Raw genomic sequence first — 25499 nt, 5'->3', positions numbered from 1 at the left:
CCGCCGCTAACATCAGGGAGCAAGCTCCCATCTGTCCGCTCGACTTGCATGTATTAGGCACGCCGCCAGCGTTCGTCCTGAGCCAGGATCAAACTCTCCGATAAGTAGTTTGACTGACTACGCACATCGCTGTGCGATTTATTTAAAACTTTGAATTAACAGGTACGTTTTGTCTTGTTTAGTTTTCAAAGAACTTTTTTGCTTCTCTTGAAGCGACCTCTTAATCATAACATTTTCAGTTTGATAGGTCAATACTTTTTTAAAAAAACATTTTTAGCAGACTGTCTTTGTGTTGAAAAGACAACAAAAAGAATTATATCAGCATCATCGCTGTGTGTCAAAGCTTTTTTCGTTTCTTTATATAGAAAAAGCGCAGCCTGTTACAGCTGCGCTTTTTCATCTATTCTTCTTCCATTTCTTCCGGCTCTTCTTCATTCTTTTCCACTAGTGCCACAGTGGCCACGTGCTCTTCATCGGACATGCGGATCAGACGGACGCCTTGTGTTACACGTCCCGTAGTGGAGATATCGTTAATATCCATTCTGATTAACACGCCGCTTGCCGTAATAATCATTAAGTCTTCTTCGCCTCTTGTGGCTTTTACTGTTACTAGCGGGCCGTTGCTGTCAGTGATTTTACATGTTTTAAGGCCTTTTCCGCCCCGGCTTTGGACTCTGTATTCTGAGGCCGGCGTGCGTTTGCCGTAGCCGTTTTCTGTCACTATGAGGACATGGGAGTCTTCTTCAAGAATCTCCATGCCTACCACGACATCATCATCTGTCAGCGTGATGCCTTTGACACCTGCAGCGGTGCGCCCCATTTGTCTTACATCTTCTTCAGGGAAACGGATCAGCAAGCCGTTCTTCGTTCCGATGATGATTTGTTTCTTGCCGTCAGTCAGACGGACGGCCATCAGTTCATCGTCTTCCCGAAGACCTAAAGCGATCAGTCCGTTATTCCGTATATTCGCAAACTGGGACAGTGCCGTACGTTTCGACACCCCTTGTTTGGTCGTGAAGAAGAGGTAAAGCTCCTCATCAAATGTGCTGACCGGAATAATGGCATTAATCCATTCGCCTTTTTCAACCTCCAGGAGGTTAATAATCGGAATGCCTTTTGCGGTACGGCCGTATTCAGGAATTTCATATCCTTTTGAACGATATACCTTCCCTTTATTAGAGAAGAATAGAATCGTATCGTGCGTCGATGTAGAAATTAAGTGTTCCACAAAGTCATCTTCATTCGTTCCCATTCCCTGCACGCCTTTTCCGCCCCGTTTTTGACTGCGGTATGTGGACGCTGGGAGGCGTTTAACATAGCCGTTATGAGTCAGCGTGATGACGATGTTTTCTCTCTCGATGAGATCTTCATCTTCAATTGTTTCAAGACCGGACGTCACGATTTCAGTGCGTCTCTCATCATTGAACCGCTCTTTGATTTCGTTGAGTTCTTCACGGATGATCTCGAGCACTCTTTCTTCATTGGCTAAAATATCTTTCAGCTCGGCGATAAGCGCAACAAGTGATTGATATTCCTCTTCGATCTTTTCGCGCTCCAGACCGGTTAATCGCTGAAGACGCATGTCCAGAATGGCTTGCGCCTGTTTTTCAGTCAGTGAAAATTGTTCGATTAAACCCGTTCTCGCAATTTCAGCCGTCTGAGAACTACGGATAAGAGAAATCACCGCGTCTAAATGATCGAGAGCGATTCTTAACCCTTCCAGAATATGAGCTCTCGCCTCCGCTTTGCGAAGTTCGTAAGCCGTTCTGCGGCGGATCACGACCTTTTGGTGATCAAGATAATGCTCCAGACATTCTTTCAGGCTTAATACCTTCGGCTGTCCGTCAACGAGCGCCAGCAGGTTGATTCCGAAAGACGTCTGCAGGGCCGTTTGTTTGTACAGGTTATTCAGAATGACGTGAGCATTGGCGTCACGGCGGATCTCGATGACGACTCTCATTCCGTTACGGTCGGATTCGTCACGCAGATCGGTGATTCCTTCGATTTTTTTGTCCCGGACGAGATCTGCGATTTTTTCAATTAATCTCGCTTTGTTGACCTGATAAGGAAGTTCCGTGACAATAATTCTTTCTTTTCCTGAGGATGTCTCTTCGATTTCAGCCTTAGCCCGGATCGTGATTGATCCCCGTCCGGATTCATATGCCTTACGGATGCCGCTCCGGCCTAAAATCTGACCGGCTGTCGGAAAATCCGGGCCCGGGATATATTCCATCAGCTCTTGGTTTGTGATCTCAGGATTCTCACTTACGGCAAGCACACCTTCAATGACTTCTCCAAGCTGATGCGGGGGAATGTTTGTCGCCATTCCGACCGCAATACCGGCAGCTCCGTTTACGAGCAGATTCGGAAATCTCGAAGGCATGACGGCAGGTTCTCTTTCTGAACCGTCATAGTTGTCTTGATAGTCAATCGTGTCTTTCGTAATGTCACGCAGAATTTCCATTGCGATTTTTGACATTCTCGCTTCTGTGTAACGCATCGCAGCCGCAGAGTCGCCGTCTACCGAACCAAAGTTGCCGTGTCCGTCAACAAGCATGTAGCGGTAGTTAAAATCCTGCGCCATTCTGACCATTGATTCGTAAACCGCTGAATCACCGTGCGGGTGGTACTTACCGATAACTTCGCCGACGATACGGGCAGATTTTTTATATGGTTTGTCACTGGTCATGCCTAAATCATTCATTGCGTACAAAATCCGTCTGTGAACCGGCTTCAGACCGTCACGCACATCCGGAAGCGCCCGGGATACGATAACGCTCATTGCATAGTCCAGGAAGGATGTCCGCATTTCCTGGCTGATATTGACTTCACGTACTTGTGGTGTGTTTTGTTCACTCATTAAAAAAACCTCCCTGAAGTATCACATGAAATAATGTGGGAGTAGATTGTCCATTATGATCTTCAATACGATTTCACTATTCTCCATTATATCAATAAACTTGTGTTTATACACATTAATTTAGCAGAATATACGGGTTTTGCGGGTTTTCAGAGGCTGCTTGAAGCCGCTTTGAGAAAAAAGCCTTATTTCTTAACGAAAATAAGGCTTTCATGGTTAAATATCAAGGTTTTTCACGTATCTGGCGTTTGCTTCTATGAAGTTTCTGCGCGGTTCTACTTTGTCGCCCATCAGCATTTCGAACGTCTCATCAGCATCCATCGCATCTTCAAGATTGACTTGCAGAAGCGTTCTGGTCGCCGGATCCATTGTCGTTTCCCAAAGCTGAGTCGCATTCATTTCTCCAAGACCTTTATAACGCTGGAGGCCGGGCTTAGGCGATTGCGGAAGCTCTTTTAAAAGCTCATCAAGCTGCTTATCGTTATAAGCGTATTCCACCCGTTTTCCCTGCTGCACTTTATAAAGCGGCGGCTGAGCAATGTAGACATAGCCGTTTTCAATAATTTCCCGCATGTATCTGTAGAAGAACGTTAATAAAAGCGTTCTGATGTGGGCGCCGTCGACATCGGCATCTGTCATGATGACTACTTTATGATAACGCGCTTTTTCAAGATTAAAATCTTCTCCAATACCCGTGCCGAGAGCCGTAATCATTGATCTGACCTCATTATTTGAGAGAATCTTATCAAGTCTGGCTTTCTCAACGTTCAGAATCTTACCGCGCAGCGGCAGAATGGCTTGGAAATGGCGGTCCCGTCCCTGTTTCGCTGATCCGCCCGCAGAGTCACCCTCTACGATATAGAGCTCGGAAATGCTCGGATCTTTAGAAGAACAGTCCGCCAGTTTGCCCGGCAGATTGGAAATCTCAAGCGCGCTTTTGCGGCGGGTCAATTCCCGCGCTTTTTTCGCCGCCATCCGCGCTCTTGCGGCCATTAAGCCTTTTTCAACGATTTTGCGGGCTGAATCCGGATTTTCAAGAAGGAATGTTTCCAGCGCAGAAGAAAACAGCGTATCAGTGATCGTTCTCGCTTCAGAGTTGCCGAGCTTCGTTTTCGTCTGCCCTTCGAATTGCGGATCAGGGTGCTTAATTGAAATAATGGCAGTCAGCCCTTCTCTCACATCATCCCCGCTTAAATTCGGATCATTTTCTTTGAAAATCCCTTTTCTTCTTGCATAGTCGTTTATGACACGGGTCAGACCGGTTTTAAATCCGGCCTCGTGCGTGCCGCCTTCGTATGTGTTGATATTATTCGCGAAAGAATAAATATTGCTTGTATAGCTGTCGTTGTATTGCAATGCAACTTCAACCGTGATGCCGTCTTTCTCGCCTTCGATATAAATCGGCTCTTCGTGAACGACTTCTTTGGAACGGTTTAAGTACTCAACATAGCTCTTGATTCCGCCTTCGTAGTGGTACTCGTTTTTCCGTTCTTGTCCTTCACGTTTGTCTTCAATCGTAATGTTTACGCCTTTTGTCAGGAAGGCCAATTCGCGGACACGGTTTGAAAGCAGATCATAGTCATATACAGTTGTTTCTTTGAAAATTTCCGGATCGGGAACGAAGTGCGTAATCGTCCCGGTCTTGTCAGTGTCACCGATCACTTCAAGATCAGCCGCCGGCACACCGCGTTCATACACCTGATAATGAATTTTCCCGTCACGATGAACCGTAACATCAAGAGTGGTCGACAAGGCGTTTACGACAGACGCCCCTACACCGTGAAGACCGCCGGATACTTTATATCCGCTTCCGTCAAATTTACCGCCGGCGTGAAGAACGGTCATGATGACTTCAACCGCAGGGCGGCCCATCTTCTCTTGGATACCGACCGGAATTCCGCGCCCGTTGTCTGTAACGGTAATGCTGTTATCTTTCTCAATCACGATGTTAATATCTGTACAATAACCGGCCAGGGCTTCGTCAATACTGTTGTCGACGATTTCCCATACCAAATGGTGAAGGCCTTTGCTGTTAGTTGATCCGATGTACATCCCCGGTCTCTTTCGAACAGCTTCCAACCCTTCTAATACCTGTATCTGATTCTCATCATAACTATTTTGCTGCTGTTCCATAGCCATGCACATTCACCTACACTTTTCTTAAACGATATATTCATTGTAAAGATCCGCTAAGAATCTATTTCTAACATAAATTGCGCACGTTTCTTCAGTGTGCCGGAAGATAAGGGAGAGTAATATATATTCTCAGTCGTGACTACGATAGACTTTGGCGTGCCGTTTACGGACGGCACTACTTTTTCTTTCTGTCTGTCCAGAAATTCTTCAACGATCGGCGATACATTGACCTTGCAGTCAAAAATGCCGACGATATCGCGTGTTGAAACGACAAAGTCGTCACCTAAATGAATATACAATCGCTCACCTCATTTCTTCACTTCACTAACGCACCGTTTTCCACACGGAACATTCCTGCTTGATGTAAGGTTTCGTGGTCAATGCCATCCACGCTCGTCGTGGTGACAAATGTCTGCACACGGCCTTGGATTGTATGAAGCAAATGGGACTGGCGGTAATCATCCAGCTCGCTTAGTACATCATCCAAAAGTAAAATGGGATATTCTCCGATTTCTTCATGAATCAAATCTATTTCGGCCAGCTTCAAAGACAAAGCCGTCGTACGCTGCTGTCCCTGCGAACCGTAAGTCTGCACATCGCGTCCGTTCACATAAAAAAGGACATCATCCCGATGCGGTCCGAATAAGGTGACGCCCCGTTCTATTTCTTTTTCTTTTAATTTCGAAAAAGACTCCTGGTAGCTGTTACCTATTTTCGACAAATCTTTAGGATCTGATACATCAAGCGCCGTGTGATACTTAAGCGTCAGTTCCTCAAGCCCCCGGGAAATGCCGGAATGGATCGGCTGCGCCCATTTTTCAAGCTGCGCCGTAAACTGCAGACGTTTGGCGACAACTTTTGCGGCTGCCTCAATCAGCTGATCAGTGAGAACGTCAAGCATAGTCCGGTCAGTCTGTTTCCGGCTTTGCAGCTGTTTCAGAAAATGATTCCGCTGGGAAAGGATTTTTTGATAAAGAGATAAATCATACAGATAAACGGCAGAAACCTGCCCGATCTCCATATCAAGAAATCTCCTCCTGACCTGCGGGCTGCCTTTGACGAGATTTAAGTCCTCCGGGGCGAACATAATGGTGTTCAGCGCTCCGACATACTGACTGAGTTTTTGCTGTTCTATGTGATTGACCTTGCCCTTTTTACCTTTTTTGGAGATGACTAACTGCATCGGGATGTCCCCGTTGCGCTTCATCACTCTTCCTTCTATTTTAGCATAGTCTTCGTCCCACCGTATAAGTTCTTTATCATTTGAGGTGCGGTGTGATTTTGCCATCGAAAGGACATAGATGGCTTCCATCAGATTGGTTTTGCCTTGGGCATTCTCTCCGATGATCACATTCACCTTGTTTTCGAATTGAAGCTCAGCGCGCTCATAATTACGGTAGGATGTTAATTCTAAATTTTGGATATACAACCGCTGTCACCCGCTTTAATTGACGACTTGAAATGAACCAAATCCTTCAATCGCGACTACGTCTCCAACATAAAGCTTTCTGCCGCGGCGATTGTCAGGTTCATTGTTGACTGTCACCTCATGCTCGCTCAGAAACCATTTCGCCATACCGCCGGACTGAATCACATCGGCTAATTTTAAAAACTGGCCAAGCGTAATCATTTCTGTGTCAATCGAAATCGGATTTGCCATAATATCGACCTCTTTCAAATATCACTAATATCTAATTGTACTAAAAAATCCTGAAATAAGGAAAGGGAAAACTTGAGGGAGCAGGCTGATGAACAGAAAAGCTGCCGAACTAAGCCGGCAGCACATTCTGTTTGATTAATACGTTCGGACCGGAAGGATGAGCTGAACGATGGTTTCATCATTCGGCGTACGGATAAGAAACGGTCTCATCGCTCCCGTAAAGCTGATACGGATGTCCGCTCCTTCAAGTACTTTCAGTGCGTCCATCATATATTTTGGACTGAATGAAATATTTAATTCCTCACCGTCAATCCGGTCAGCGAGCACAGCTTCGACCACTTTCCCGATTTCAGGAGAATTTGATGAAATTTCAAGCGAGTCCGCCGGTTTGGCAGAAAGCTTTACAACGTTGTTGCGGCCTTCTCTCGCCAATAAGGAAGCACGGTCAATCGCCTGTAAAAATTCCTTTGTGTTCACGACGATTTCTGTTTTGCTTTCCTGCGGAATTAGGCTTGTCGTATCCGGATAGTTTCCGTCAAGCAGCCTTGAGAAGAACAAGACGTTTTTCGCTTTAAACAGAACTTGGGTTTCTGTAATGACGATATCCACCAGCTCTTGATTGTCATCAAGAATTTTGCTCAGCTCGGTTAAACTTTTTCCGGGGATGACGACGTTGTAAGAGCTGTCTTCCGGAATATCAAGCTTTGCCTTTCTTAAAGCGAGCCGATGGCTATCCGTGGCAGTGCATAATAATTCACCGTTTTCCACTTTCCAGTTTACACCTGTCAAGATAGGGCGTGTTTCTGAGGCGGACACAGCAAACACGGTTTGACGGATTAAGTTTTTCAAAAGATCCGTCGGAATCTGAATGGCATGATGCTCTTCGATTTGCGGAAGATGCGGATATTCATCTGCATCAAGACCGTTCAAATTAAATTCCGCTTTTCCGGAACGGATAATTGTTAAATATTGATTTTGAACTTCGATTTCAACCGTCGCCATCGGCAGTTTTTTAACGATTTCGCTGAAGAAACGCGCTTGCAGCACGATACTTCCCGGCTGATCAATCGTCACGATTTCTTTGTCATCTTCTTCTTTCGGAATGAATGACTCGATTGAAATATCAGAATCGCTTCCCGTAAAAGATACTCCTTCATCTGAGGCTACGATCTTAATACCGGTGAGAATGGGAATTGTGGTTCTGGATGAAACGGCTTTTAGAACGTCTTGTACACTTTCAACTAAACGATCTTTTTGAATCGTAAATTTCATGTTTATCCTCCTAACGGATAATATAATTAATATATTTTAAAAATAGCAGTAGTAATAGTAGGGCCTGTGGATTTGTGGATAAGTTGTGAAAAAGACAGGAAACACAGCCTATCCACATGTGGACAGACTGTGCATGGCTAGCGAAAAGTTATTCACAATTTCCCCGATTCATCCGAGGGCTCTTTTATTTAAGCTGTTCTTTTATTTCTTTTACCTGCTGCTGAAGCTGCTCGTCATCAATCAGCAGTTTTGAAATCTTTTCATGAGCATGAATGACGGTTGTATGGTCTCTCCCGCCAAATTCTTCCCCGATTTTAGGCAAAGAAGAGTCCGTCATTTCTCTGGAAAGATACATGGCAATCTGCCTTGGGAACGCAACGGATTTCGTACGCTTTTTCGCTTTGAAATCTTCAAGCTTAATGTTGAACTGCTGTCCGACAATCCGCTGAATCTCTTTTATCGTGATGACCTTAGGCTTTGCGGAAGGAATAATATCTTTCAATGCCTCTGCAGCCAGGTCCGCATTAATGTCTTTATTGATTAAAGATGAATAGGCAACAACCCGGATTAATGCCCCTTCCAGTTCACGGATGTTGCTGTCAATCTGATTCGCGATGTAAAGCATGACCTCGTTCGGAATATCAAGGCCTTCCGCCTTCGCTTTCTTTCTCAGGATGGCAATCCGCGTTTCCAGATCAGGCGGCGTGATATCCGTAATCAATCCCCATTCGAACCGCGAACGCAGACGGTCTTCAAGGGTCGGAATTTCTTTCGGCGGTCTGTCGCTGGAAATCACGATTTGTTTGCTTTCTTCATGAAGCGTATTGAATGTATGGAAAAACTCTTCCTGTGTTTGTTCTTTTCCGGCTAAAAATTGAATATCATCTATCAAAAGTACATCAACATTCCGGTAGCGGTTGCGAAAATCAACGGCTTTATTGTCGCGGATTGAGTTGATGAATTCATTTGTGAATTTTTCAGAAGACAGGTACACCACTTTGGCTGAAGGATTATGATCAATGACATAATGGCCGATTGCGTGCATTAAGTGGGTTTTTCCTAAACCGACTCCCCCGTAAATAAATAAAGGGTTGTACGCTTTAGCGGGTGCTTCCGCTACAGCCAGTGATGCTGCATGGGCGAATCGGTTTCCCGATCCGATGACAAATGTGTCGAATGTATATTTCGGGTTGAGCATGCTTTGGGGAAAATCAGACGGTTCCTCTTTTGCCGCTTTTTTCACTTGCGGTTTCGGCAAAAAGTCTTCTGCATCCTGATTTTGAGGAATGACAAATTTGACGCTCAATTCTTCCCCGGTCAATTCATATATGGTATCTGCAATGAGATGTAAGTACCTGGACTCCAGCCAGTCTCTGGCAAATTCATTGGGAGCGGTGATGGTTAAGGTATCTCCTTGCAGTGAATGGGCTTTCGTCGACTTCATCCAAGTTTCGAAGCTCGGTTTGCTTAACTTTTTCTCTATCTGAGCTAAAGCTTGATTCCAAAGATCTAATATATTCTCCATTATCCGGCACAGCCCTCCTTTTCTTTAAAATCAGCGCTCTTCCCCTGTTATAGAACACAAAAAAAGAGCATATGGCTCTGACCATTCGTACACACGAAATGTTGAAAACATATAGTATAGTAGAAAAATAGCTTTTCGACAAATTCCACAAGTTGTGGACAACAATCTACACATGCTGTGTGAAAACAATCCACAACTTATCCACACTTTGTGGATAAAGAGAACGGAGTGAATAAGTAATTAAGAGTTAAAACACAAATATAATATCAAATTAAGCGAGGACTTGCAATGGTTCTCGTAATCTTATCCACAAACCTGACAACTTGTTGAAAAATCTTTGTCCACAGGGGTTAGCAATGTGAAAATGTTGTCGATAACGGTTGTGGATATTAAAAAAAGGCCAAAAAATTATCCACATGCCGTTTTTCCTGGAGAGCGCGCGGCGTTTTTGCGTTAAAAAAAGGAATATGAAAATTAAGGTTTCTAATCTGGTTAAGGTATGTTATCCTATTATGGTTGTAAGAAATAAAAGCACTGCTGAAGTTGACAATGAATAGGCAGCACAAATATAATAAGTAAGACTGTCTTTAACAGCTATTCCTCGAGGGAGGTGTCATAAATGAAAAGAACATTCCAACCGAATAACCGTAAACGCAGTAAAGTTCATGGCTTCAGAAGCCGTATGAGTTCAAAAAACGGTCGTCTAGTATTAGCACGCCGTCGCCGCAAAGGCAGAAAAGTATTATCAGCTTAGGCCACTGAATAATGTCAGTGGTCTTTTTTCACATTAAGAGAAAAGAGATCATGCGTCGCCCGGTACTGGAGAAATTTCTTCAGTATTCCGGCGGCCCGTTTTTTTTAGATAGTAATAAAAGTTTCTGCGAGTGAATATCGGAGTGAATCAAAGTGAAGAAGCGAAATCGGTTAAAGAAAAATGAAGATTTTCAAAAAGTGTTTAAACGCGGAACGTCTATGGCAAACCGCCAGTTCGTGCTGTATACGCTTGATCAGTCGCAGCAGGAAGAGCTCCGGGTAGGGCTTTCTGTCAGCAAAAAAATCGGCAACGCCGTCGTGCGCAACCGGGTGAAGCGGTTAATCAGACAGGCGGTCCAGGAGGAAAAAGAGCTCCTCAAGCCGAAAGATTTTATTATTATCGCCAGAAAACCCGCCGCCGACCTCAGTTTTGAAGAAACAAAAAAAAGTCTGCAGCACTTATTCAGAAAAACCTCTTTATATAAGAAATCTTCGTCAAAATAGCTCATATTTTGTTTTCTTCACGTTTTTAAAAGCGCTTCCTTTTGTTTGGCGAAAAATGACCGCCATTTAAAACTGAAAGATGCTAAAATACATACAAGGTTTATAAAGAATGGTATAGGAGGAAACGTTCTTGAAAAGGAGAATATGGTTACTACTGAGTATGGTCGGTATGCTCGTCCTGCTGGCCGGATGCTCGAGTGTAAAAGAGCCGATTACGGCGAATAGTCCGCATTTCTGGGACAAATATGTTGTGTACCCATTGTCAGAAGTCATTACGTACGTAGCGAAACTGACGGGCGATAACTATGGTTTATCGATCATCATCGTTACGATTTTAATCCGTCTGCTGATTCTGCCGCTGATGATCAAGCAGCTTCGAAGCTCAAAAGCGATGCAGGCGCTTCAGCCGGAAATGCAGAAGCTTAGAGAAAAATACAGCTCAAAAGATCAAAAAACGCAGCAGAAGCTTCAGCAGGAAACAATGGCCCTGTTTTCAAAGCACGGGGTAAACCCTCTGGCAGGATGTTTTCCGATCCTGATTCAAATGCCGATTTTGATCGGATTCTATCACGCGATTATGCGTACGCAAGCCATTTCACAGCACAGCTTTTTATGGTTTGATTTAGGAGAGAAAGATCCTTACTATATTCTTCCTATCGTTGCCGGTGTGGCCACTTTTGTCCAACAGAAGCTGATGATGGCCGGAAATCCATCTCAGAATCCTCAAATGGCAATGATGGTATGGATTATGCCGATCATGATCATCGTATTTGCGATCAACTTCCCGAGTGCGCTTTCTCTTTATTGGGTAGTCGGAAACCTGTTTATGATTGCTCAGACATTCCTTATTAAAGGGCCTGACATTAAACACGATCCGGAAACGCAGAAAGCGGGAGGAAAGAAAAAGTGAAGAAGGTGACTGCTGCGGGACGGAATGTCAAAGAAGCAGTTCAATCAGGCCTTCAGGAACTTCAACTGACGGAAGATCAAGTAGAAATAACGGTGGTGCAGGAAGAATCTAAAGGATTTTTGGGTATTTTCGGAAAAAAGAATGCGATCGTAGAACTGGAAGAGAAAAAAAATCCTGTTCAGGAAGCGAAAGCGTATCTGGAAGAAATCATCAATTCCATTGCGGGGCCTTCTGAGATTGTCACGGAAGAAAACAAAAAAACAGTTTGTTTTCATATTAAAGGTGAAAAAGCAGCGTTGCTTATTGGCAAAAGAGGACAAACACTCAATGCTCTGGAAACATTGACGCAGCTTGTTTTGAACCGCGGCTCCGGCCAGTATCGCCACGCCGTTGTCGACGCTGAAAATTATCGTCTGAAAAGAAGAGAAATTCTGGACCAGCTGGCAAACAGGCTGGCCAAGCAGGTGTCGAAAACAAAAAAAGATGTGCATTTAGAACCGATGCCGTCAGGCGAAAGAAAAATCATCCATGACGCTCTGTCGAAGCACCCAAATATCAAAACTTTTTCTACCGGTGAAGGCCGGTACCGCCATCTCGTTATTTCCCATAAAGATAGCAGAAAACCGAAGTCCGGGTAAAATCGGAACTTCGGTTTTTTTATTGGCGAAAATGGCTCTATTCCTAAGCAGAATCGCATTTTTTGCGTTTAAGTTTTTTCTTTTTCGGTGTATGCTGTTGATAAAAAAGGTTTTAGGAAATAAAATTAATTGTTATTCACATGTGGATAAGTTAAAGTAATAAGGGATGAATTTCTGCCTTTGTGGATAACGTATCTTCCACTTCAAACCAAACTATGTTATCTTTTAATTTTGGCGTAAATCAATTTTTTATATAGATGGAAACAGAGATAAAGAGAGGTGAACAGCATGGATACAATTGCAGCGATTTCAACTCCGATGGGTGAAGGCGCGATCGCGATCGTTCGGCTGAGCGGGCCGGAAGCCGTGAAAATTGCCGACAAAATGTACAAGGGTCCGAAAGGCAAAACGCTCAGTTCGGCAGAATCGCATACCATTCATTACGGGCATATCGCAGACAGCACAACGGGACGGATTATTGAGGAAGTGATGGTGTCTGTTTTAAGAGCGCCCAGAACATTCACAAGGGAAGATGTCATTGAAATTAACTGTCACGGAGGAATTGTGACGGTTAATCAGGTGCTCCAGCTTGCTTTAAGAGAAGGTGCGAGACTGGCGGAACCCGGTGAGTTTACGAAGCGCGCATTTTTAAACGGACGGATTGACCTTTCACAGGCGGAAGCGGTGATGGATCTGATCAGGGCCAAAACGGACCGTGCCATGAATGTCGCCATGAACCAGATGGAAGGACGGCTTTCCGCACTAGTCCGCCGTCTTCGGGATGAATTGTTAGAAACACTTGCCCATGTTGAGGTTAATATAGATTATCCGGAATATGATGACGTCGAAGAAATGACGCATCAGCTTCTAGTAGAGAAGGCGGGCGGCGTGAAGAAAGAAATTGAAGCGCTGCTTCGTACGTCTGAGCAGGGGAAAATTTTACGCGAGGGATTGTCTACCGTAATCATCGGCCGTCCGAACGTCGGGAAATCCTCTTTGCTTAACAGTCTTGTCCATGAAACGAAGGCGATCGTAACGGATATTCCGGGAACGACGCGTGATGTGATTGAGGAATATGTCAATGTCCGAGGCGTGCCGCTCCGGCTTGTCGATACTGCCGGAATCCGTGAGACCGAAGACATCGTCGAAAGAATCGGTGTAGAACGGTCACGCCAGGTTCTGAAGGAAGCGGATCTCATTTTGCTTGTGCTTAACCACAGCGAAGAGCTTTCTGAGGAAGATGTGAAATTATTTGAAGCGGTTGAGGGAATGGACGTCATAGTCATTATGAATAAGACGGATCTTGAGGCTAAGATTGACGCTGAGCGCGTCAAGGAGCTTGCGAAAGGCCGGCCTGTCGTCACGACCTCATTGCTGAAAGAAGAAGGCATACAAGACTTAGAGGAAGCGATTCAGTCGCTATTTTATACAGGAGCGATCGAAAGCGGAGATCTCACATATGTCAGCAATACCCGTCATATCTCAATTCTGCATCAGGCAAAGCAAGCGATTGATGATGCGCTGAACGGAATTGAACAGGATGTTCCGATTGATATGGTGCAAATTGATCTGACAAGGTGCTGGGAGCTGCTGGGCGAAATCATCGGTGATGCCGTCCACGAAAGCTTAATTGATCAGCTCTTTTCACAATTTTGTTTAGGTAAATAAAAGGGAGGAAAAAACCATGGGGTATGAAGCAGGCCAATACGACGTGATCGTCATCGGCGCCGGGCATGCCGGTGTTGAGGCTGCCCTCGCATCCGCGCGTCAGGGAGCTAAAACGCTTGTTTTGACGATTAATCTTGATATGGTTGCGTTTATGCCATGTAATCCGTCTGTCGGCGGCCCCGCAAAAGGGATTGTCGTCCGCGAAATTGACGCGCTCGGCGGAGAAATGGCTAGAAATATAGATAAAACTCATATTCAAATGAGAATGCTGAATACAGGGAAAGGTCCGGCCGTACGGGCGCTGCGTGCGCAGGCGGATAAATTCCAATATCAGCATGAAATGAAGCATACGCTGGAAAAAACACCGAATTTGACACTTCTTCAAGGGATTGCCGAGCGTTTAATCATTGAAGACGGTGAGTGCCGCGGTGTCATTACGCAAACCGGTGCTGAATATAAGGCAAAATCGGTCGTGCTGACAACCGGAACGTATTTAAGAGGGCGGATCATTCTCGGAGATCTGTCTTACTCAAGCGGCCCGAATAATCAGCAGCCGTCTATTAAACTTTCTGAGCACTTAGAGGAGCTTGGTTTTGATCTCGTTCGTTTTAAAACGGGAACGCCTCCTCGCGTCTCAAGCGATTCCATTGATTACAGCAAAACGGAAATCCAGCCGGGGGATCCGGTTCCGCGCGCTTTCTCATATGAAACGGTTGAATACATTACCGATCAGCTGCCTTGCTGGCTGACTTACACGAGTCCTGAGACTCATGAGATCATTGACAGCAACCTGCATCGTTCACCAATGTATTCCGGTATGATTAAGGGAACAGGACCGAGATATTGCCCTTCCATTGAAGATAAAGTCGTTCGGTTTAATGATAAACCGCGTCACCAGATTTTCCTTGAGCCGGAAGGCAGAAATACGCAGGAAGTATACGTTCAAGGTTTATCCACGAGCCTTCCTGAGGACGTTCAGCAGCGGATGCTGGCGACCATTCCGGGACTGGAAAAGGTGCAGATGATGAGAGCCGGATACGCGATTGAGTATGACGCGATCGTACCGACGCAGCTTTGGCCTACACTGGAGACGAAAAAAATCCCTAACCTGTACACGGCCGGTCAAATTAACGGTACATCAGGCTATGAGGAAGCAGCCGGGCAAGGAATTATGGCAGGAATTAACGCAGGCCGCAAAGCGCTTGGAAAAGAAGAGGTTATCCTCAGCCGTTCCGATGCGTATATCGGCGTATTGATTGATGATTTGGTAACGAAAGGAACCAATGAACCGTATCGTCTGCTGACTTCACGGGCGGAATACAGACTGCTGCTCCGCCATGACAACGCGGATCTTCGTCTGACGGAAATCGGCCATGAGATCGGCTTAATTTCGGATGAGCGCTATGAAGCGTTTGAAAAGAAAAAAGCGGCGATCGAGGCTGAGAAAAAACGTCTCTGGTCTGTTATTATCAAGCCGTCTCCTGAGAATCAGGAATATATCCGTTCACTCGGCGGAAGCGAGCTGAAAGATGGAGTGCGCGGCACAGATTTAATGAAACGTCCGGAAATGAACTATGAAACAGTGACAAAACTTGCGCCTGCTGATTCTCCGGTTCCGCAAGATGTGGCGGAACAAGTGGAAATCCAAGTGAAATATGAAGGATATATCGAAAAATCCTTGCAGCAAGTGGAGAAGCTGAAGAAAATGGAAAATAAAAAAATCCCTGATCGGATTGATTATGACGCCATTAAAGGAATTGCTACTGAAGCCCGTCAAAAGCTGAAAGAAGTGCGTCCTTTATCAGTTGCTCAAGCGTCCCGTATTTCCGGAGTCAATCCGGCAGACATTTCAATCCTGCTGGTTTACCTGGAGCAGGGCCGTATTGCCAAGGTAGCTGAATAGAAAGGATGACGGCATGAATATAGAGGAATTTACATCCAGTTTAGCGGAGAAAGGGATTTCCCTTTCTGACCGCCAGCTGGAGCAATTCGAGTTGTATTACCAGATGCTCGTGGAATGGAACGAAAAAATGAATCTGACGTCCATCACTGAGAAAAAGGAAGTATATCTAAAGCATTTTTATGATTCGATTACGGCGGCATTTTATATTGATTTTGAAAAGATCACCACCCTTTGTGACGTTGGCGCCGGTGCCGGTTTTCCAAGCCTGCCCGTCAAAATCTGCTTCCCGCATCTGCATGTCACCATCGTCGATTCACTGAATAAGCGGATTACGTTTTTGGAAACTCTCTCTGATGCTTTACAATTAGAGCATACGACATTTGTCCATGACAGGGCAGAGACATTCGGACAGCGGAAGGACTTCCGGGAAAGCTTTGATCTCGTGACCGCTCGTGCGGTGGCGCGTCTGTCAGTCCTGAGTGAGCTTTGTCTGCCGCTTGTCAAGAAAAACGGCGTATTTGCGGCACTAAAAGCAGCAGCCGCTGATGAAGAGCTGAAAGCGGGGCAAAAGGCGATTAAAGTATTGGGAGGAGAACTTGAACAAGTTCATTCCTTTACACTTCCCGTCGAAGAAAGTGAACGGAACATTATGATCATTCGCAAGACAAAAAGCACTCCGAAAAAATATCCGAGAAAACCGGGTACTCCGAATAAATCGCCAATTGAAGGGTAATTTAGACAGCCTGATGTGACAATTCCATCATATTTTCTGCAAAATTGATGAAGATACAGCAGGAAAAACCATGAGAAAATAGAATTATAAAAATGGCAGTTTTTAAAGGTGGTGTAGGTACATGAAGCATTCATTCTCTCGTTTCTTCGGGTTTGGTGAGAAGGAAGAGGAACCGGAGATAGCAGAGCATGATACAAATAAAGAAGAGATACTCGAAATACCGGTACATGCTATCGTTCCCAACCGTTTTCAGCCACGCACCATTTTCTCAGATGAAAAGATCAAAGAGTTAGCAATGACTATCCATACACACGGCATCATTCAGCCGATTGTTGTCAGACATACAGAAGATGAAGGACAATATGAGCTCATTGCGGGTGAAAGGCGCTGGAGAGCGGTACAGACGCTTGAATGGGAAAATATCCCTGCAATTATAAAGAACTTCTCTGATACGGAAACAGCTTCTGTCGCTTTGATTGAAAACCTGCAGAGAGAAGAATTGTCCTCCATTGAGGAAGCTCATGCATACGCAAGGCTGTTAGAACTTCATGATTTAACACAGGAAGCCTTGGCGCAACGCTTAGGAAAAGGCCAGTCAACGATTGCGAACAAGCTCCGATTGTTAAAGCTCCCTGAACCCGTCCAGGATGCGATTATGGAGAAAAAAATCACGGAACGCCATGCAAGAGCCCTGATCCCGCTCAAACAGCCGGAGCTTCAGGTCACATTGCTTGCGGAAATCATCGAGAAAAGCTTAAACGTCAAGCAGACGGAAGACCGAGTGGTGAAAATGCTTGAACAGAATAAGCAGAAACCGAAGCCGAGACGCAAAGCGTTCAGCAGGGATACAAGAATTGCGATGAATACGATTCGCCAGTCCCTGTCCATGGTGGAAGACAGCGGCGTCAGACTGAATACTGAGGAAGAAGAATTCGAAGAGTACATTCAGCTTACCATTCGGATACCTAAATAAAAACTCTCCTGATCAGCAGGGGAGTTTTTATTTTTAGTCAAAAAACTATTTTAAGATAATAATAGATGTATTCTGAACTATGTATTATAAATGTAAAAATTTATCTTTTTGTGTCGCGAATTGTCTTTTTACAGTCAAAAAAGTCACTTTATCGGAGAATTTATAAGAGAAAGTGTCTTTTTTGTTTGCATTTTTTTCACTTGCTGATAAACAAATTATGAAAAAAATAAAACGCTTTACTCTTTTTTTGATAAGATAGAAACAAGACAGTACATGTTCATGTGAAGGTAGGTGACATCGTGGGAAAAATCATAGCAATTACGAACCAAAAAGGCGGAGTCGGGAAAACAACGACTTCTGTTAATCTGGGGGCTTGCTTAGCTTACATAGGTAAAAGGGTTCTTCTTGTTGATATTGATCCGCAGGGCAACGCAACGAGCGGATTAGGGATTGAAAAAGCCGATGTGGATCATTGTGTGTACGACATTTTAGTAGATGACGCAGATGTAACAGATATTATTAAACCGACTTCAGTAGAGAACTTAGATGTCATTCCAGCCACGATCCAGCTTGCGGGAGCGGAAATCGAATTGGTTCCGACGATCTCACGGGAGGTAAGGCTGAAAAGAGCATTAGAATCAGTGAAACAAAATTACGACTACATGATTATTGATTGTCCTCCGTCTCTCGGGTTATTAACGATTAATGCGCTTACCGCATCAGATTCAGTTGTTATCCCGGTTCAGTGCGAATACTACGCTCTTGAAGGATTGAGTCAATTATTAAATACAGTTCGGCTTGTGCAAAAACATTTAAATACAGACTTAATGATAGAAGGAGTGCTTCTGACGATGCTTGATGCCAGAACGAATCTCGGCATTCAAGTGATAGAAGAGGTGAAGAAATACTTTAGAGATAAGGTGTATCAAACCATTATTCCTCGTAATGTCCGTTTAAGTGAGGCGCCGAGTCACGGCAAGCCGATCATATTATACGATCCGCGTTCGAGAGGTGCGGAAGTATATTTAGATTTAGCAAAGGAAGTGGCAGCGAATGGCTAAAGGCGGGCTCGGAAAAGGGATTAATGCGTTGTTTAATCAAGTTGATTTGTCTGAAGAGACAGTGGAAGAGATTAAAATCAGTGATTTGCGCCCCAATCCTTATCAGCCAAGAAAACAATTTGATGATGAGTCATTAGCTGAACTGAAGGAATCCATCATTCAGCATGGCATTCTTCAGCCCATTATCGTGAGAAAATCACTGAAAGGCTACGATATTGTAGCCGGAGAACGCCGTTATCGCGCTGCAAAGCTTGCCGGCAAAGAAACAGTGCCGGCTATCGTGCGGGAGTTATCTGAATCGCTGATGCGGGAAATCGCTCTTTTGGAGAACCTTCAGCGTGAAGATTTATCACCGCTTGAAGAAGCTCTGGCATATGATTCACTGCTGAAACATTTGGATATTACCCAGGAACAGCTCGCTAAACGGCTCGGGAAAAGCAGACCTCATATTGCCAACCATTTGAGACTGCTGACACTGCCTGAAAGCATCCAAAACCTTATTGCAGAAGGTACGTTATCCATGGGGCACGGCAGGACCTTGCTCGGTTTGAAAAATAAAAACAAGCTTGAACCGCTGGTGAAGAAAGTGGTTGAAGAACAGCTGAACGTCCGTCAGCTTGAACAGCTCATTCAGCAGTTAAACAATAATGTTCCACGTGAAACAAAGAAAAAAGAACCTGTACAAGACGTGGTGTTAAAAGAGCGGGAATCATATTTGCAAAATTACTTCGGAACAACAGTCAATATTAAGAGACAAAAGAAAAAAGGGAAAATTGAGATTGAGTTTTTCTCAAATGAAGACCTTGAACGTATCCTCGAACTGTTGTCAGAAAGAGAAGCATAAAAACCATCTTTTTATAAAAGATGGTTTTTTTATATACGTCTTGTCAGCTTATGAAACGGACTGAGACGTTCCTGCCGTCCTTCTGATTTATCCGTCAGCTGTAATCCCTCTGCCAAAACATTCGCCATGCTCATCACAAGATGAAGCCTCGTATTCTGCAGGACAAAATACTCCATAAACCCGCTGACATTGACGATTCCATTAATATGAACGTCACCGATCTCAGGAAGGTCTTTTTGAACACCGGCTCCGGGCTTCAGCGGTCCATCGCCGATTTGAAATGACCCTACGCTTTTAACGCGGCCTAAACAAGCGTCAACCGCTATAATAAACGGATTTTTATGTATATGTTGAATATGTTTCAGTTTGTCTTTCATATTTACGGCGTGAACGGGGTCTGACAGTGTTCCGTAAACGTGTAATCTGCCTAACTTCATGTTTTCTAACTTTGTTCCCACAAGCGGACCTAATGAATCTCCGGTTGATCGATCTGTACCGATACACACGGTGACTAACGGCCTGCCGCCTGCTTTACGTAAAGATGAAGCAAGGATCGCTTGTATTTGATTCGCGGCAGAGGAATCCGTGTGGGACACATATTGTTTTGCCCGTTCCTGAGAAAAAAGCCCGCCTTTTCGATTCATAGGGTTCACTTCCTTGTCATGTCATACGAGTATTACACTGATGTTTGTGGTGATGTATGGTTGTTTACAGTATATCCAGCACTGTCTTTTTTTATGCTTATGTCATAATCAATCTGCCGGGTAAAAAAATGAACCTGAAGCTGTTGTTCTTCAAGTTCATGAAAGGTATAAGACCATATGATCTACATCGACATATTGTTGGTGATCTAATTTCAGCGCTCTTTTTTCTGTAGAGAAGAGGATAAAACCTAACTGAGCGTAGAGTTTTTTTGCAGGTTCATTGGTTGAAGTAACCGAGAGGTGGAGCTGTTCCGTATCTTTCATCTTTTTTGCTTGGCTGATGGCTTCAGTCATTAAGGCTTTTCCTGCGCCTGATCCTCGATGTTTAGGAGAAACATACATAGAACCGATAACTGCAATGTGTCTTAGTTTATAAAGCGGGTGATTGGATATTTTAATGATGCCTACAAGACTGCCTTTCTCAATGGCGCCAAGCACTATAGCATTGTCGGCTTCAAGCCTGGCTTTGAATTTTTCGGGCGGCCATTCTTTCTCCTCATCATAGCTGACCGCAAATGCGTCCGGGTGATCTTTTAATGCTTTGAGCCTGATGCTGGAGTAAAGCTGGGTGTCACTTGCGGTTAAACGCCTGATGTACATGATTTGAGCTCCTTACACGAATGAATTTTCTGAGTAGTCAATCATCTTTATCGTACCATATTTGTCCCGTTTGTATGAATGATTGCCGCTGTCGCTCAATATAGTAGCAATATGCGGAGATTATCAGAAATTTTATGAGGTGATAAGGTTGTGGAGAGCCGGAATGAGGTGGATGCTGCTCATATTAAGCAGCCAGATTGGAGCCGGGTATGCAAGCGGGCAGGAAATATGGCAGTTTTTCGGTGTTGAAAGCGGACTGGCCATTGTATTGTTTACAGTCATGTTCACCATTTCGGCTTATATTGTGCTGAAGATCAGCTATCAGGTCCAATCAACGCACTTTTTACCTGTGCTTGAGCATTTGATGGGGCCGGCTCTTGCCAAAATCTATGATATTCTTATCATGTTTTATTTGTTTTCAACGACGACGGTCATGATTGCCGGCGGCGGTGTGACGCTGCAAATGTACAAGCTGCCGTTTTGGATCGGTATTTTTCTTCTGTGCATTGTGACCATCTGTTTATTCTTTTGGGATATAAAAGGAATATTATCTCTGAATAGCATTTTGATACCGATTCTTGTAGCGGGGCTGTTATATGCATTGATCTTTTTTCAGACAACCCATCACTATACGTGGACGATAGATTTGACCCGTCAATATAATTGGCCGGCAAGCATTACCTTTACGTCATTAAATATCCTTTCTGTTGTGGCAGTTCTTTCTTCTGTCGGGAAGGATATGAAAGGACTTGGGGAAGCGAAAATCGCCAGTGTTGTCAGCGGGCTGATTTTCGGTGTGATTTCATTTGTCTACAATGAAACGCTTGTACAGCTCTCAGGCAGTCTTACACATTATGAGATTCCTCTCTTTGCTGTACTTGAAGGTGCTCCTTATCCGTTGTTTCTTTGTATGACAGCCGTGCTTTTTTTAGCCATTTATACGACAACCGTGACTGGTCTGTTCGGGCTGTCCAGCCGCATGCTTGTTTTTGTGAAATTGCCGAGATGGACGCTTGTTCTTCTTCTTTTAGCTGTGATGGTGCCTTTTACGACAATCGGCTTTTCAGATTTAATCGCCATTTTGTATCCCATTTACGGGCTCTTAAGTCTTTATTTGCTGGTATGTCTTCTTCTTTACCCTGTATTAGGGAGATGGAAAAAAGTATAATGCTCATTTTGAGTGCGGCCGTTGCTCTTATCCTGACTTTTTTTGTACAATGAATAAAGCAGTCTATGGAGAGAGGTGAAGGGTCTTGGCGGATAAAGACTTTGGCCTGAATGATATTGTTGAAATGAAGAAGCCGCACCCTTGCGGTGAAAACAGATGGAAAATCATTCGGATGGGAATGGATATTCGGATCAAATGCACGGGTTGTTCCCACAGTGTCATGATTCCGAGAAGAGATTTTGAGAGAAAGCTGAAAAAAGTACTCGTCAAGCATGAGGAGCCTACATCATAAGGCTGACGCTCATGCTTTTTCATATAGAGGAGAGGAAGAGGCCAGATGAGCAAAGTGCATCAGTCAGCGTGTCCGCTGAATTGCTGGGACAGCTGCGGCTTTTTGGTGACAGTTGAGGATGGAAAGGTGACGAAAGTAGACGGAGACCCGAATCACCCCATCACAGAAGGGAAAATTTGCGGCCGGGGCAGAATGCTGGAGACGAAAACGAATGCACCGGAGCGGCTTCGTTTTCCTTTAAAAAAGAAAGACGGCGAATTTGTCCGCATTTCCTGGGAGCAGGCGTTAGATGAAATTGCGGAAAAAATGGCGGAGATTAAGGAAACGCTGGGCACGGCCGCTGTGCTGCACAGTCATGACTATGCCAATAACGGTCTTTTGAAAGCGCTCGACCAGCGTTTTTTCAATGGATACGGCGGTGTGACGGAGATTGCGGGCAGCATTTGCTGGGGATCCGGAATTGAGGCGCAGCGCTGGGATTTCGGCCGTTCTTACGGGCATGGACCGCTTGATATTTATCACAGCAAGCATGTGATCGTATGGGGCAGAAACGTGTCACGGACGAATATGCACCTCTATCATCATTTACAGCAGGTGAAGAAAAAAGGAGCGACACTGACGGTCATTGACCCTATTTTTAACCCGACTGCAAAGCTTGCCGACCGGTATATCTCCGTTAAACCCGGAATGGATGGCTGGCTTGCGGCGGGTGTTTTGAAAATATTATGCCAAACCGGCAGAACGGATGCCGATTTCATTCAAAAGCATTCGATCGGTTTTGAAGAAATGGAAAAGCTGCTGCACACGATTTCTTTGGATGAGATCATTGAGAAAACCGAAACGTCTTTAGAAGTGCTTGAATATCTTGCTGATCGATATGCTGACGGTCCCGCTTCTACTTTTATGGGTCTTGGGATGCAGAGATATAAAAACGGCGGCGGGACGATACGCTGGATTGACGCTTTAGCGGCAGCGAGCGGAAATGTCGGTATTAAAGGCGGCGGAGCCAACTTTGGAAATGTCCAAGTCGGTGAAAGCTTTGCAAAGACCGAACTCACCCGTCCTGACCTGAAGAAAAACACGAGAACGTTTTCGATGATGACACAGGCCGAAGAGGCGCTGAACGCAGCCGATCCGCCGATTGAGATGATTATCGTGACGTGCGGCAATCCGCTGACACAGGTGCCGAATACAAAAAAAGTGAAGGAAGCGTTTGAAAAAACACCGGTCACAGTGGCCATTGATTCGGTCATGACCGATACGGCGAAGCTCTGTGACTATGTATTGCCGACGGCCGTTGTTTTTGAAGAAGAAGATATTTATTACTCCAGCATGTACCATCACTATGTTCAGTATGGCAGAAAGCTTGCGGAACCGCAGGGAGAGGCGAAATTAGACCGCTGGATCTGGACGGAGCTCGCCAAGCGTCTCGGATTCGGAGAGCTGTTTGATTACAGTACGGAAGATTTCTTGAAAATGGGGCTTTCTTCTTTGGAGAAAGAAGGAATCACCCTTGAGCGATTAAAGGAAAAAGGCCATATGCCGCTTCCGGTCAAACAGGTTCCGTGGAATGATTTCCAATTTTTAACCCCGAGCGGAAAGTTTGAATTCGTCTCGTCATTGGCAGAACAGAAAGGATACAGCGGCCTCCCTCAATTGGAAGTGCCGGAAGAATCCGTTTATCACGACGCCGGGCTGGCCGGGAAATATCCGTATACGCTGCTGTCCATTCACCCGCAGCGCTCCAATCATTCACAGCACGTGCCGTTTATTGAAAAGCTTCAGCAGATTCAGGTGGATCTGTCGCCGGATATCGCCGAGGAGCTTTCTCTTCAGGACGGAGATATGGCAGAGGTATACAATGACCGCGGACGTCTGCGCGGCAGGGTGAAAATCATGAAGCAGGCTCACCCGAAGACGGTGAATATAGATGAAGGCATGTGGTCGGCATTCGGAGGCTCGGTCAACATGCTTACAAAAGATTCAAATTCCGATAATGGAATGGGAAGTACGCTTTTTGACTGTCTGGTAGCGGTTAAAAAAGGATAATCTAAGGAGAGAGAGGGCGGGAAATGCTTTTTTCTCAGCTTGTCTTTTCCTATGAACCTCCTTATAATTGCTCTAGGTTTACAATACGTTTAATACGATGATGGTTTGATATAGAGGAGATGAAAGAATGGCTTTAACTGCTGGAATTGTCGGTTTGCCGAATGTGGGAAAATCGACGTTATTTAATGCAATTACCCAGGCTGGTGCCGAATCAGCCAACTACCCGTTCTGTACAATTGATCCGAACGTGGGAATCGTGGAAGTGCCTGATGAACGTCTGCAAAAGCTGACTGAATTGGTGAACCCGAAAAAAACGGTGCCGACTGCGTTTGAATTCACTGATATCGCGGGGATCGTAAAAGGCGCATCTAAAGGTGAAGGGCTGGGAAATAAGTTTCTTTCTCATATCCGTCAGGTAGACGCGATCTGTCACGTTGTACGGGCATTCGCTGATGACAATATTACGCACGTGTCAGGGAAAGTCGATCCGATTGATGATATTGAAACGATCAATCTTGAATTGATTCTTGCCGACATGGAGACAGTCGAAAAACGCATCACACGGGTAAGCAAGCTTGCGAAGCAAAAAGACAAAGAAGCGGTTTTTGAATTTGACATTCTGTCTAAATTAAAAGAAGCTTTCGAACAAGAAAAGCCTGCACGTTCCGTTGAATTTACGGAAGAACAGCAAAAGCTTGTGAAGCAGCTTCATTTGCTTACGTCAAAACCCGTGCTTTATGTGGCGAATGTAAGCGAGGATGAAGTGGCTGATCCTTCAGACAATGAATACGTTGCGAAAATCCGTGAGTACGCCGCGGATGAAAATGCCGAAGTCATCGTCGTCTGCGCGAAAATCGAGTCTGAAATTGCTGAATTGGAAGGCGAAGAAAAGCAAATGTTCCTAGAAGAGCTCGGCATTGAAGAGTCAGGCCTCGATCAGCTGATTAAAGCGTCATACTCTCTTCTCGGTCTCGCGACATACTTTACGGCGGGTGAACAGGAAGTGCGCGCTTGGACATTCAGAAAAGGCATGAAAGCTCCTGAGTGTGCGGGTATCATCCACACTGACTTTGAACGCGGCTTTATCCGCGCTGAAACGGTTGCTTATGAAGACCTCTTGGCAGGCGGCGGAATGTCCGGAGCCAAAGAAGCCGGAAAAGTGCGTCTGGAAGGTAAGGAATATATCGTCCAAGACGGAGATGTCATTCATTTCCGATTTAATGTATAGGACACAGTTGTAAAGGGA

The 25499-nt window shown here is 44.9% G+C and carries 23 protein-coding genes; 14 read left to right on the top strand and 9 right to left on the bottom strand.

From position 1 onward, the window contains the following. Nucleotides 1-400: 400 nt before the first annotated feature. From gyrA to dnaA, 7 genes are all read right to left on the bottom strand, one after another. Entirely contained in the window at nucleotides 401-2860 is a 2460-nt protein-coding gene (gyrA, locus tag AD710_RS07965) for a DNA gyrase subunit A (RefSeq protein ID WP_045925728.1), read from the bottom strand. A gap of 216 nt (nucleotides 2861-3076) precedes the next feature. Continuing rightward, nucleotides 3077-4993: a DNA topoisomerase (ATP-hydrolyzing) subunit B gene (gyrB, locus tag AD710_RS07960; RefSeq protein WP_049628787.1), complete on the bottom strand. Its 1917-nt coding sequence runs from the start codon at nucleotides 4991-4993 to the stop codon at nucleotides 3077-3079. Between the two features lie 56 nt (nucleotides 4994-5049). Next, nucleotides 5050-5295, bottom strand: coding sequence for an extracellular matrix regulator RemB (gene remB, locus AD710_RS07955; protein ID WP_004392908.1), 246 nt, complete (start codon nucleotides 5293-5295; stop codon nucleotides 5050-5052). A 17-nt stretch (nucleotides 5296-5312) separates the two neighbouring features. Then, nucleotides 5313-6425: a DNA replication/repair protein RecF gene (recF, locus tag AD710_RS07950; RefSeq protein WP_013350724.1), complete on the bottom strand. Its 1113-nt coding sequence runs from the start codon at nucleotides 6423-6425 to the stop codon at nucleotides 5313-5315. Nucleotides 6426-6440: 15 nt separating this feature from the next. Beyond that, a complete protein-coding gene (rlbA, locus tag AD710_RS07945) occupies nucleotides 6441-6656 on the bottom strand; it encodes a ribosome maturation protein RlbA (protein ID WP_004392910.1) in 216 nt (71 codons plus the stop codon). Between the two features lie 135 nt (nucleotides 6657-6791). After that, entirely contained in the window at nucleotides 6792-7928 is a 1137-nt protein-coding gene (gene dnaN / locus AD710_RS07940; protein WP_021494589.1) for a DNA polymerase III subunit beta, read from the bottom strand. Between the two features lie 184 nt (nucleotides 7929-8112). Beyond that, nucleotides 8113-9453, bottom strand: coding sequence for a chromosomal replication initiator protein DnaA (dnaA, locus tag AD710_RS07935; protein WP_016937312.1), 1341 nt, complete (start codon nucleotides 9451-9453; stop codon nucleotides 8113-8115). A gap of 619 nt (nucleotides 9454-10072) precedes the next feature. Here dnaA and rpmH point away from each other — a divergent pair. The 10 genes from rpmH to AD710_RS07890 all read left to right on the top strand — a co-directional run bounded on the left by rpmH (nucleotide 10073) and on the right by AD710_RS07890 (nucleotide 19440). After that, nucleotides 10073-10207 carry a 50S ribosomal protein L34 gene (gene rpmH / locus AD710_RS19050; protein ID WP_003178075.1) on the top strand — a complete coding sequence of 45 codons (135 nt, stop codon included), beginning with the start codon at nucleotides 10073-10075 and terminating at the stop codon, nucleotides 10205-10207. A 152-nt stretch (nucleotides 10208-10359) separates the two neighbouring features. After that, complete coding sequence (rnpA, locus tag AD710_RS07930; protein ID WP_049627747.1) at nucleotides 10360-10710, top strand: ribonuclease P protein component; 351 nt, start codon at nucleotides 10360-10362, stop codon at nucleotides 10708-10710. Nucleotides 10711-10870: 160 nt separating this feature from the next. Further along, on the top strand, nucleotides 10871-11620 hold the full coding sequence (spoIIIJ, locus tag AD710_RS07925; RefSeq protein WP_014471334.1) for a YidC family membrane integrase SpoIIIJ: 750 nt from the start codon (nucleotides 10871-10873) through the stop codon (nucleotides 11618-11620). Further along, nucleotides 11617-12258, top strand: coding sequence for an RNA-binding cell elongation regulator Jag/EloR (gene jag / locus AD710_RS07920; protein ID WP_049627746.1), 642 nt, complete (start codon nucleotides 11617-11619; stop codon nucleotides 12256-12258). The genes spoIIIJ and jag overlap by 4 nt, the downstream gene beginning before the upstream one ends. A gap of 288 nt (nucleotides 12259-12546) precedes the next feature. After that, nucleotides 12547-13926, top strand: a complete 1380-nt coding sequence (gene mnmE, locus AD710_RS07915; RefSeq protein WP_014419389.1) for a tRNA uridine-5-carboxymethylaminomethyl(34) synthesis GTPase MnmE — start codon at nucleotides 12547-12549, stop codon at nucleotides 13924-13926. Between the two features lie 16 nt (nucleotides 13927-13942). Then, nucleotides 13943-15829, top strand: a complete 1887-nt coding sequence (mnmG, locus tag AD710_RS07910) for a tRNA uridine-5-carboxymethylaminomethyl(34) synthesis enzyme MnmG (protein ID WP_016937316.1) — start codon at nucleotides 13943-13945, stop codon at nucleotides 15827-15829. Between the two features lie 13 nt (nucleotides 15830-15842). Then, the gene (gene rsmG / locus AD710_RS07905; protein WP_049627745.1) at nucleotides 15843-16562 is read left to right on the top strand and encodes a 16S rRNA (guanine(527)-N(7))-methyltransferase RsmG; all 720 of its coding nucleotides are present in this window, start codon (nucleotides 15843-15845) and stop codon (nucleotides 16560-16562) included. Between the two features lie 121 nt (nucleotides 16563-16683). Then, nucleotides 16684-17535, top strand: a complete 852-nt coding sequence (gene noc, locus AD710_RS07900; protein ID WP_016937318.1) for a nucleoid occlusion protein — start codon at nucleotides 16684-16686, stop codon at nucleotides 17533-17535. A 299-nt stretch (nucleotides 17536-17834) separates the two neighbouring features. Continuing rightward, the gene (gene soj / locus AD710_RS07895) at nucleotides 17835-18596 is read left to right on the top strand and encodes a sporulation initiation inhibitor protein Soj (protein ID WP_007409899.1); all 762 of its coding nucleotides are present in this window, start codon (nucleotides 17835-17837) and stop codon (nucleotides 18594-18596) included. Further along, nucleotides 18589-19440, top strand: coding sequence for a ParB/RepB/Spo0J family partition protein (locus tag AD710_RS07890; RefSeq protein ID WP_016937319.1), 852 nt, complete (start codon nucleotides 18589-18591; stop codon nucleotides 19438-19440). Before soj ends, AD710_RS07890 begins: the two co-directional genes overlap by 8 nt. 29 nt (nucleotides 19441-19469) lie before the next feature. On the opposite strand, the gene yyaC is transcribed toward AD710_RS07890, so the two are convergent. Both yyaC and AD710_RS07880 read right to left on the bottom strand, forming a co-directional pair. Further along, complete coding sequence (gene yyaC, locus AD710_RS07885; RefSeq protein WP_049627744.1) at nucleotides 19470-20084, bottom strand: spore protease YyaC; 615 nt, start codon at nucleotides 20082-20084, stop codon at nucleotides 19470-19472. 156 nt (nucleotides 20085-20240) lie between these two features. Then, nucleotides 20241-20744 carry a GNAT family N-acetyltransferase gene (locus tag AD710_RS07880; RefSeq protein ID WP_049627743.1) on the bottom strand — a complete coding sequence of 168 codons (504 nt, stop codon included), beginning with the start codon at nucleotides 20742-20744 and terminating at the stop codon, nucleotides 20241-20243. A 163-nt stretch (nucleotides 20745-20907) separates the two neighbouring features. Between AD710_RS07880 and AD710_RS07875 the strand changes: the two genes are divergently transcribed. From AD710_RS07875 to ychF, 4 genes are all read left to right on the top strand, one after another. After that, nucleotides 20908-21912 carry a YkvI family membrane protein gene (locus AD710_RS07875; protein WP_016937322.1) on the top strand — a complete coding sequence of 335 codons (1005 nt, stop codon included), beginning with the start codon at nucleotides 20908-20910 and terminating at the stop codon, nucleotides 21910-21912. Between the two features lie 85 nt (nucleotides 21913-21997). Further along, nucleotides 21998-22204: a DUF951 domain-containing protein gene (locus tag AD710_RS07870; RefSeq protein ID WP_004392973.1), complete on the top strand. Its 207-nt coding sequence runs from the start codon at nucleotides 21998-22000 to the stop codon at nucleotides 22202-22204. 45 nt (nucleotides 22205-22249) lie between these two features. Then, entirely contained in the window at nucleotides 22250-24253 is a 2004-nt protein-coding gene (locus AD710_RS07865; RefSeq protein ID WP_049627742.1) for a molybdopterin-dependent oxidoreductase, read from the top strand. Nucleotides 24254-24380: 127 nt separating this feature from the next. Beyond that, a complete protein-coding gene (gene ychF, locus AD710_RS07860) occupies nucleotides 24381-25481 on the top strand; it encodes a redox-regulated ATPase YchF (protein WP_049627741.1) in 1101 nt (366 codons plus the stop codon). Nucleotides 25482-25499 lie beyond the last annotated feature (18 nt).

The organism is Bacillus sp. JFL15 (assembly GCF_001184225.1).
Lineage (GTDB): Bacteria > Bacillota > Bacilli > Bacillales > Bacillaceae > Bacillus > Bacillus siamensis.
Note: the sequence above shows the minus strand (reverse complement) of the source record. Positions and strands in the feature narration are given on the sequence as shown.

Bases quoted from the DNA above. Each gene is read 5' to 3' on its own strand.
- gyrA (WP_045925728.1), bottom strand. From the start codon at position 2,860: ATGAGTGAACAAAACACACCACAAGTACGTGAAGTCAATATCAGCCAG.
- gyrB (WP_049628787.1), bottom strand. From the start codon at position 4,993: ATGGAACAGCAGCAAAATAGTTATGATGAGAATCAGATACAGGTATTA.
- rlbA (WP_004392910.1), bottom strand. From the start codon at position 6,656: ATGGCAAATCCGATTTCGATTGACACAGAAATGATTACGCTTGGCCAG.
- dnaN (WP_021494589.1), bottom strand. From the start codon at position 7,928: ATGAAATTTACGATTCAAAAAGATCGTTTAGTTGAAAGTGTACAAGAC.
- dnaA (WP_016937312.1), bottom strand. From the start codon at position 9,453: ATGGAGAATATATTAGATCTTTGGAATCAAGCTTTAGCTCAGATAGAG.
- rpmH (WP_003178075.1), top strand. From the start codon at position 10,073: ATGAAAAGAACATTCCAACCGAATAACCGTAAACGCAGTAAAGTTCAT.
- spoIIIJ (WP_014471334.1), top strand. From the start codon at position 10,871: ATGGTCGGTATGCTCGTCCTGCTGGCCGGATGCTCGAGTGTAAAAGAG.
- mnmE (WP_014419389.1), top strand. From the start codon at position 12,547: ATGGATACAATTGCAGCGATTTCAACTCCGATGGGTGAAGGCGCGATC.
- mnmG (WP_016937316.1), top strand. From the start codon at position 13,943: ATGGGGTATGAAGCAGGCCAATACGACGTGATCGTCATCGGCGCCGGG.
- rsmG (WP_049627745.1), top strand. From the start codon at position 15,843: ATGAATATAGAGGAATTTACATCCAGTTTAGCGGAGAAAGGGATTTCC.
- noc (WP_016937318.1), top strand. From the start codon at position 16,684: ATGAAGCATTCATTCTCTCGTTTCTTCGGGTTTGGTGAGAAGGAAGAG.
- AD710_RS07890 (WP_016937319.1), top strand. From the start codon at position 18,589: ATGGCTAAAGGCGGGCTCGGAAAAGGGATTAATGCGTTGTTTAATCAA.
- yyaC (WP_049627744.1), bottom strand. From the start codon at position 20,084: ATGAATCGAAAAGGCGGGCTTTTTTCTCAGGAACGGGCAAAACAATAT.
- AD710_RS07880 (WP_049627743.1), bottom strand. From the start codon at position 20,744: ATGTACATCAGGCGTTTAACCGCAAGTGACACCCAGCTTTACTCCAGC.
- AD710_RS07875 (WP_016937322.1), top strand. From the start codon at position 20,908: ATGAGGTGGATGCTGCTCATATTAAGCAGCCAGATTGGAGCCGGGTAT.
- AD710_RS07865 (WP_049627742.1), top strand. From the start codon at position 22,250: ATGAGCAAAGTGCATCAGTCAGCGTGTCCGCTGAATTGCTGGGACAGC.
- ychF (WP_049627741.1), top strand. From the start codon at position 24,381: ATGGCTTTAACTGCTGGAATTGTCGGTTTGCCGAATGTGGGAAAATCG.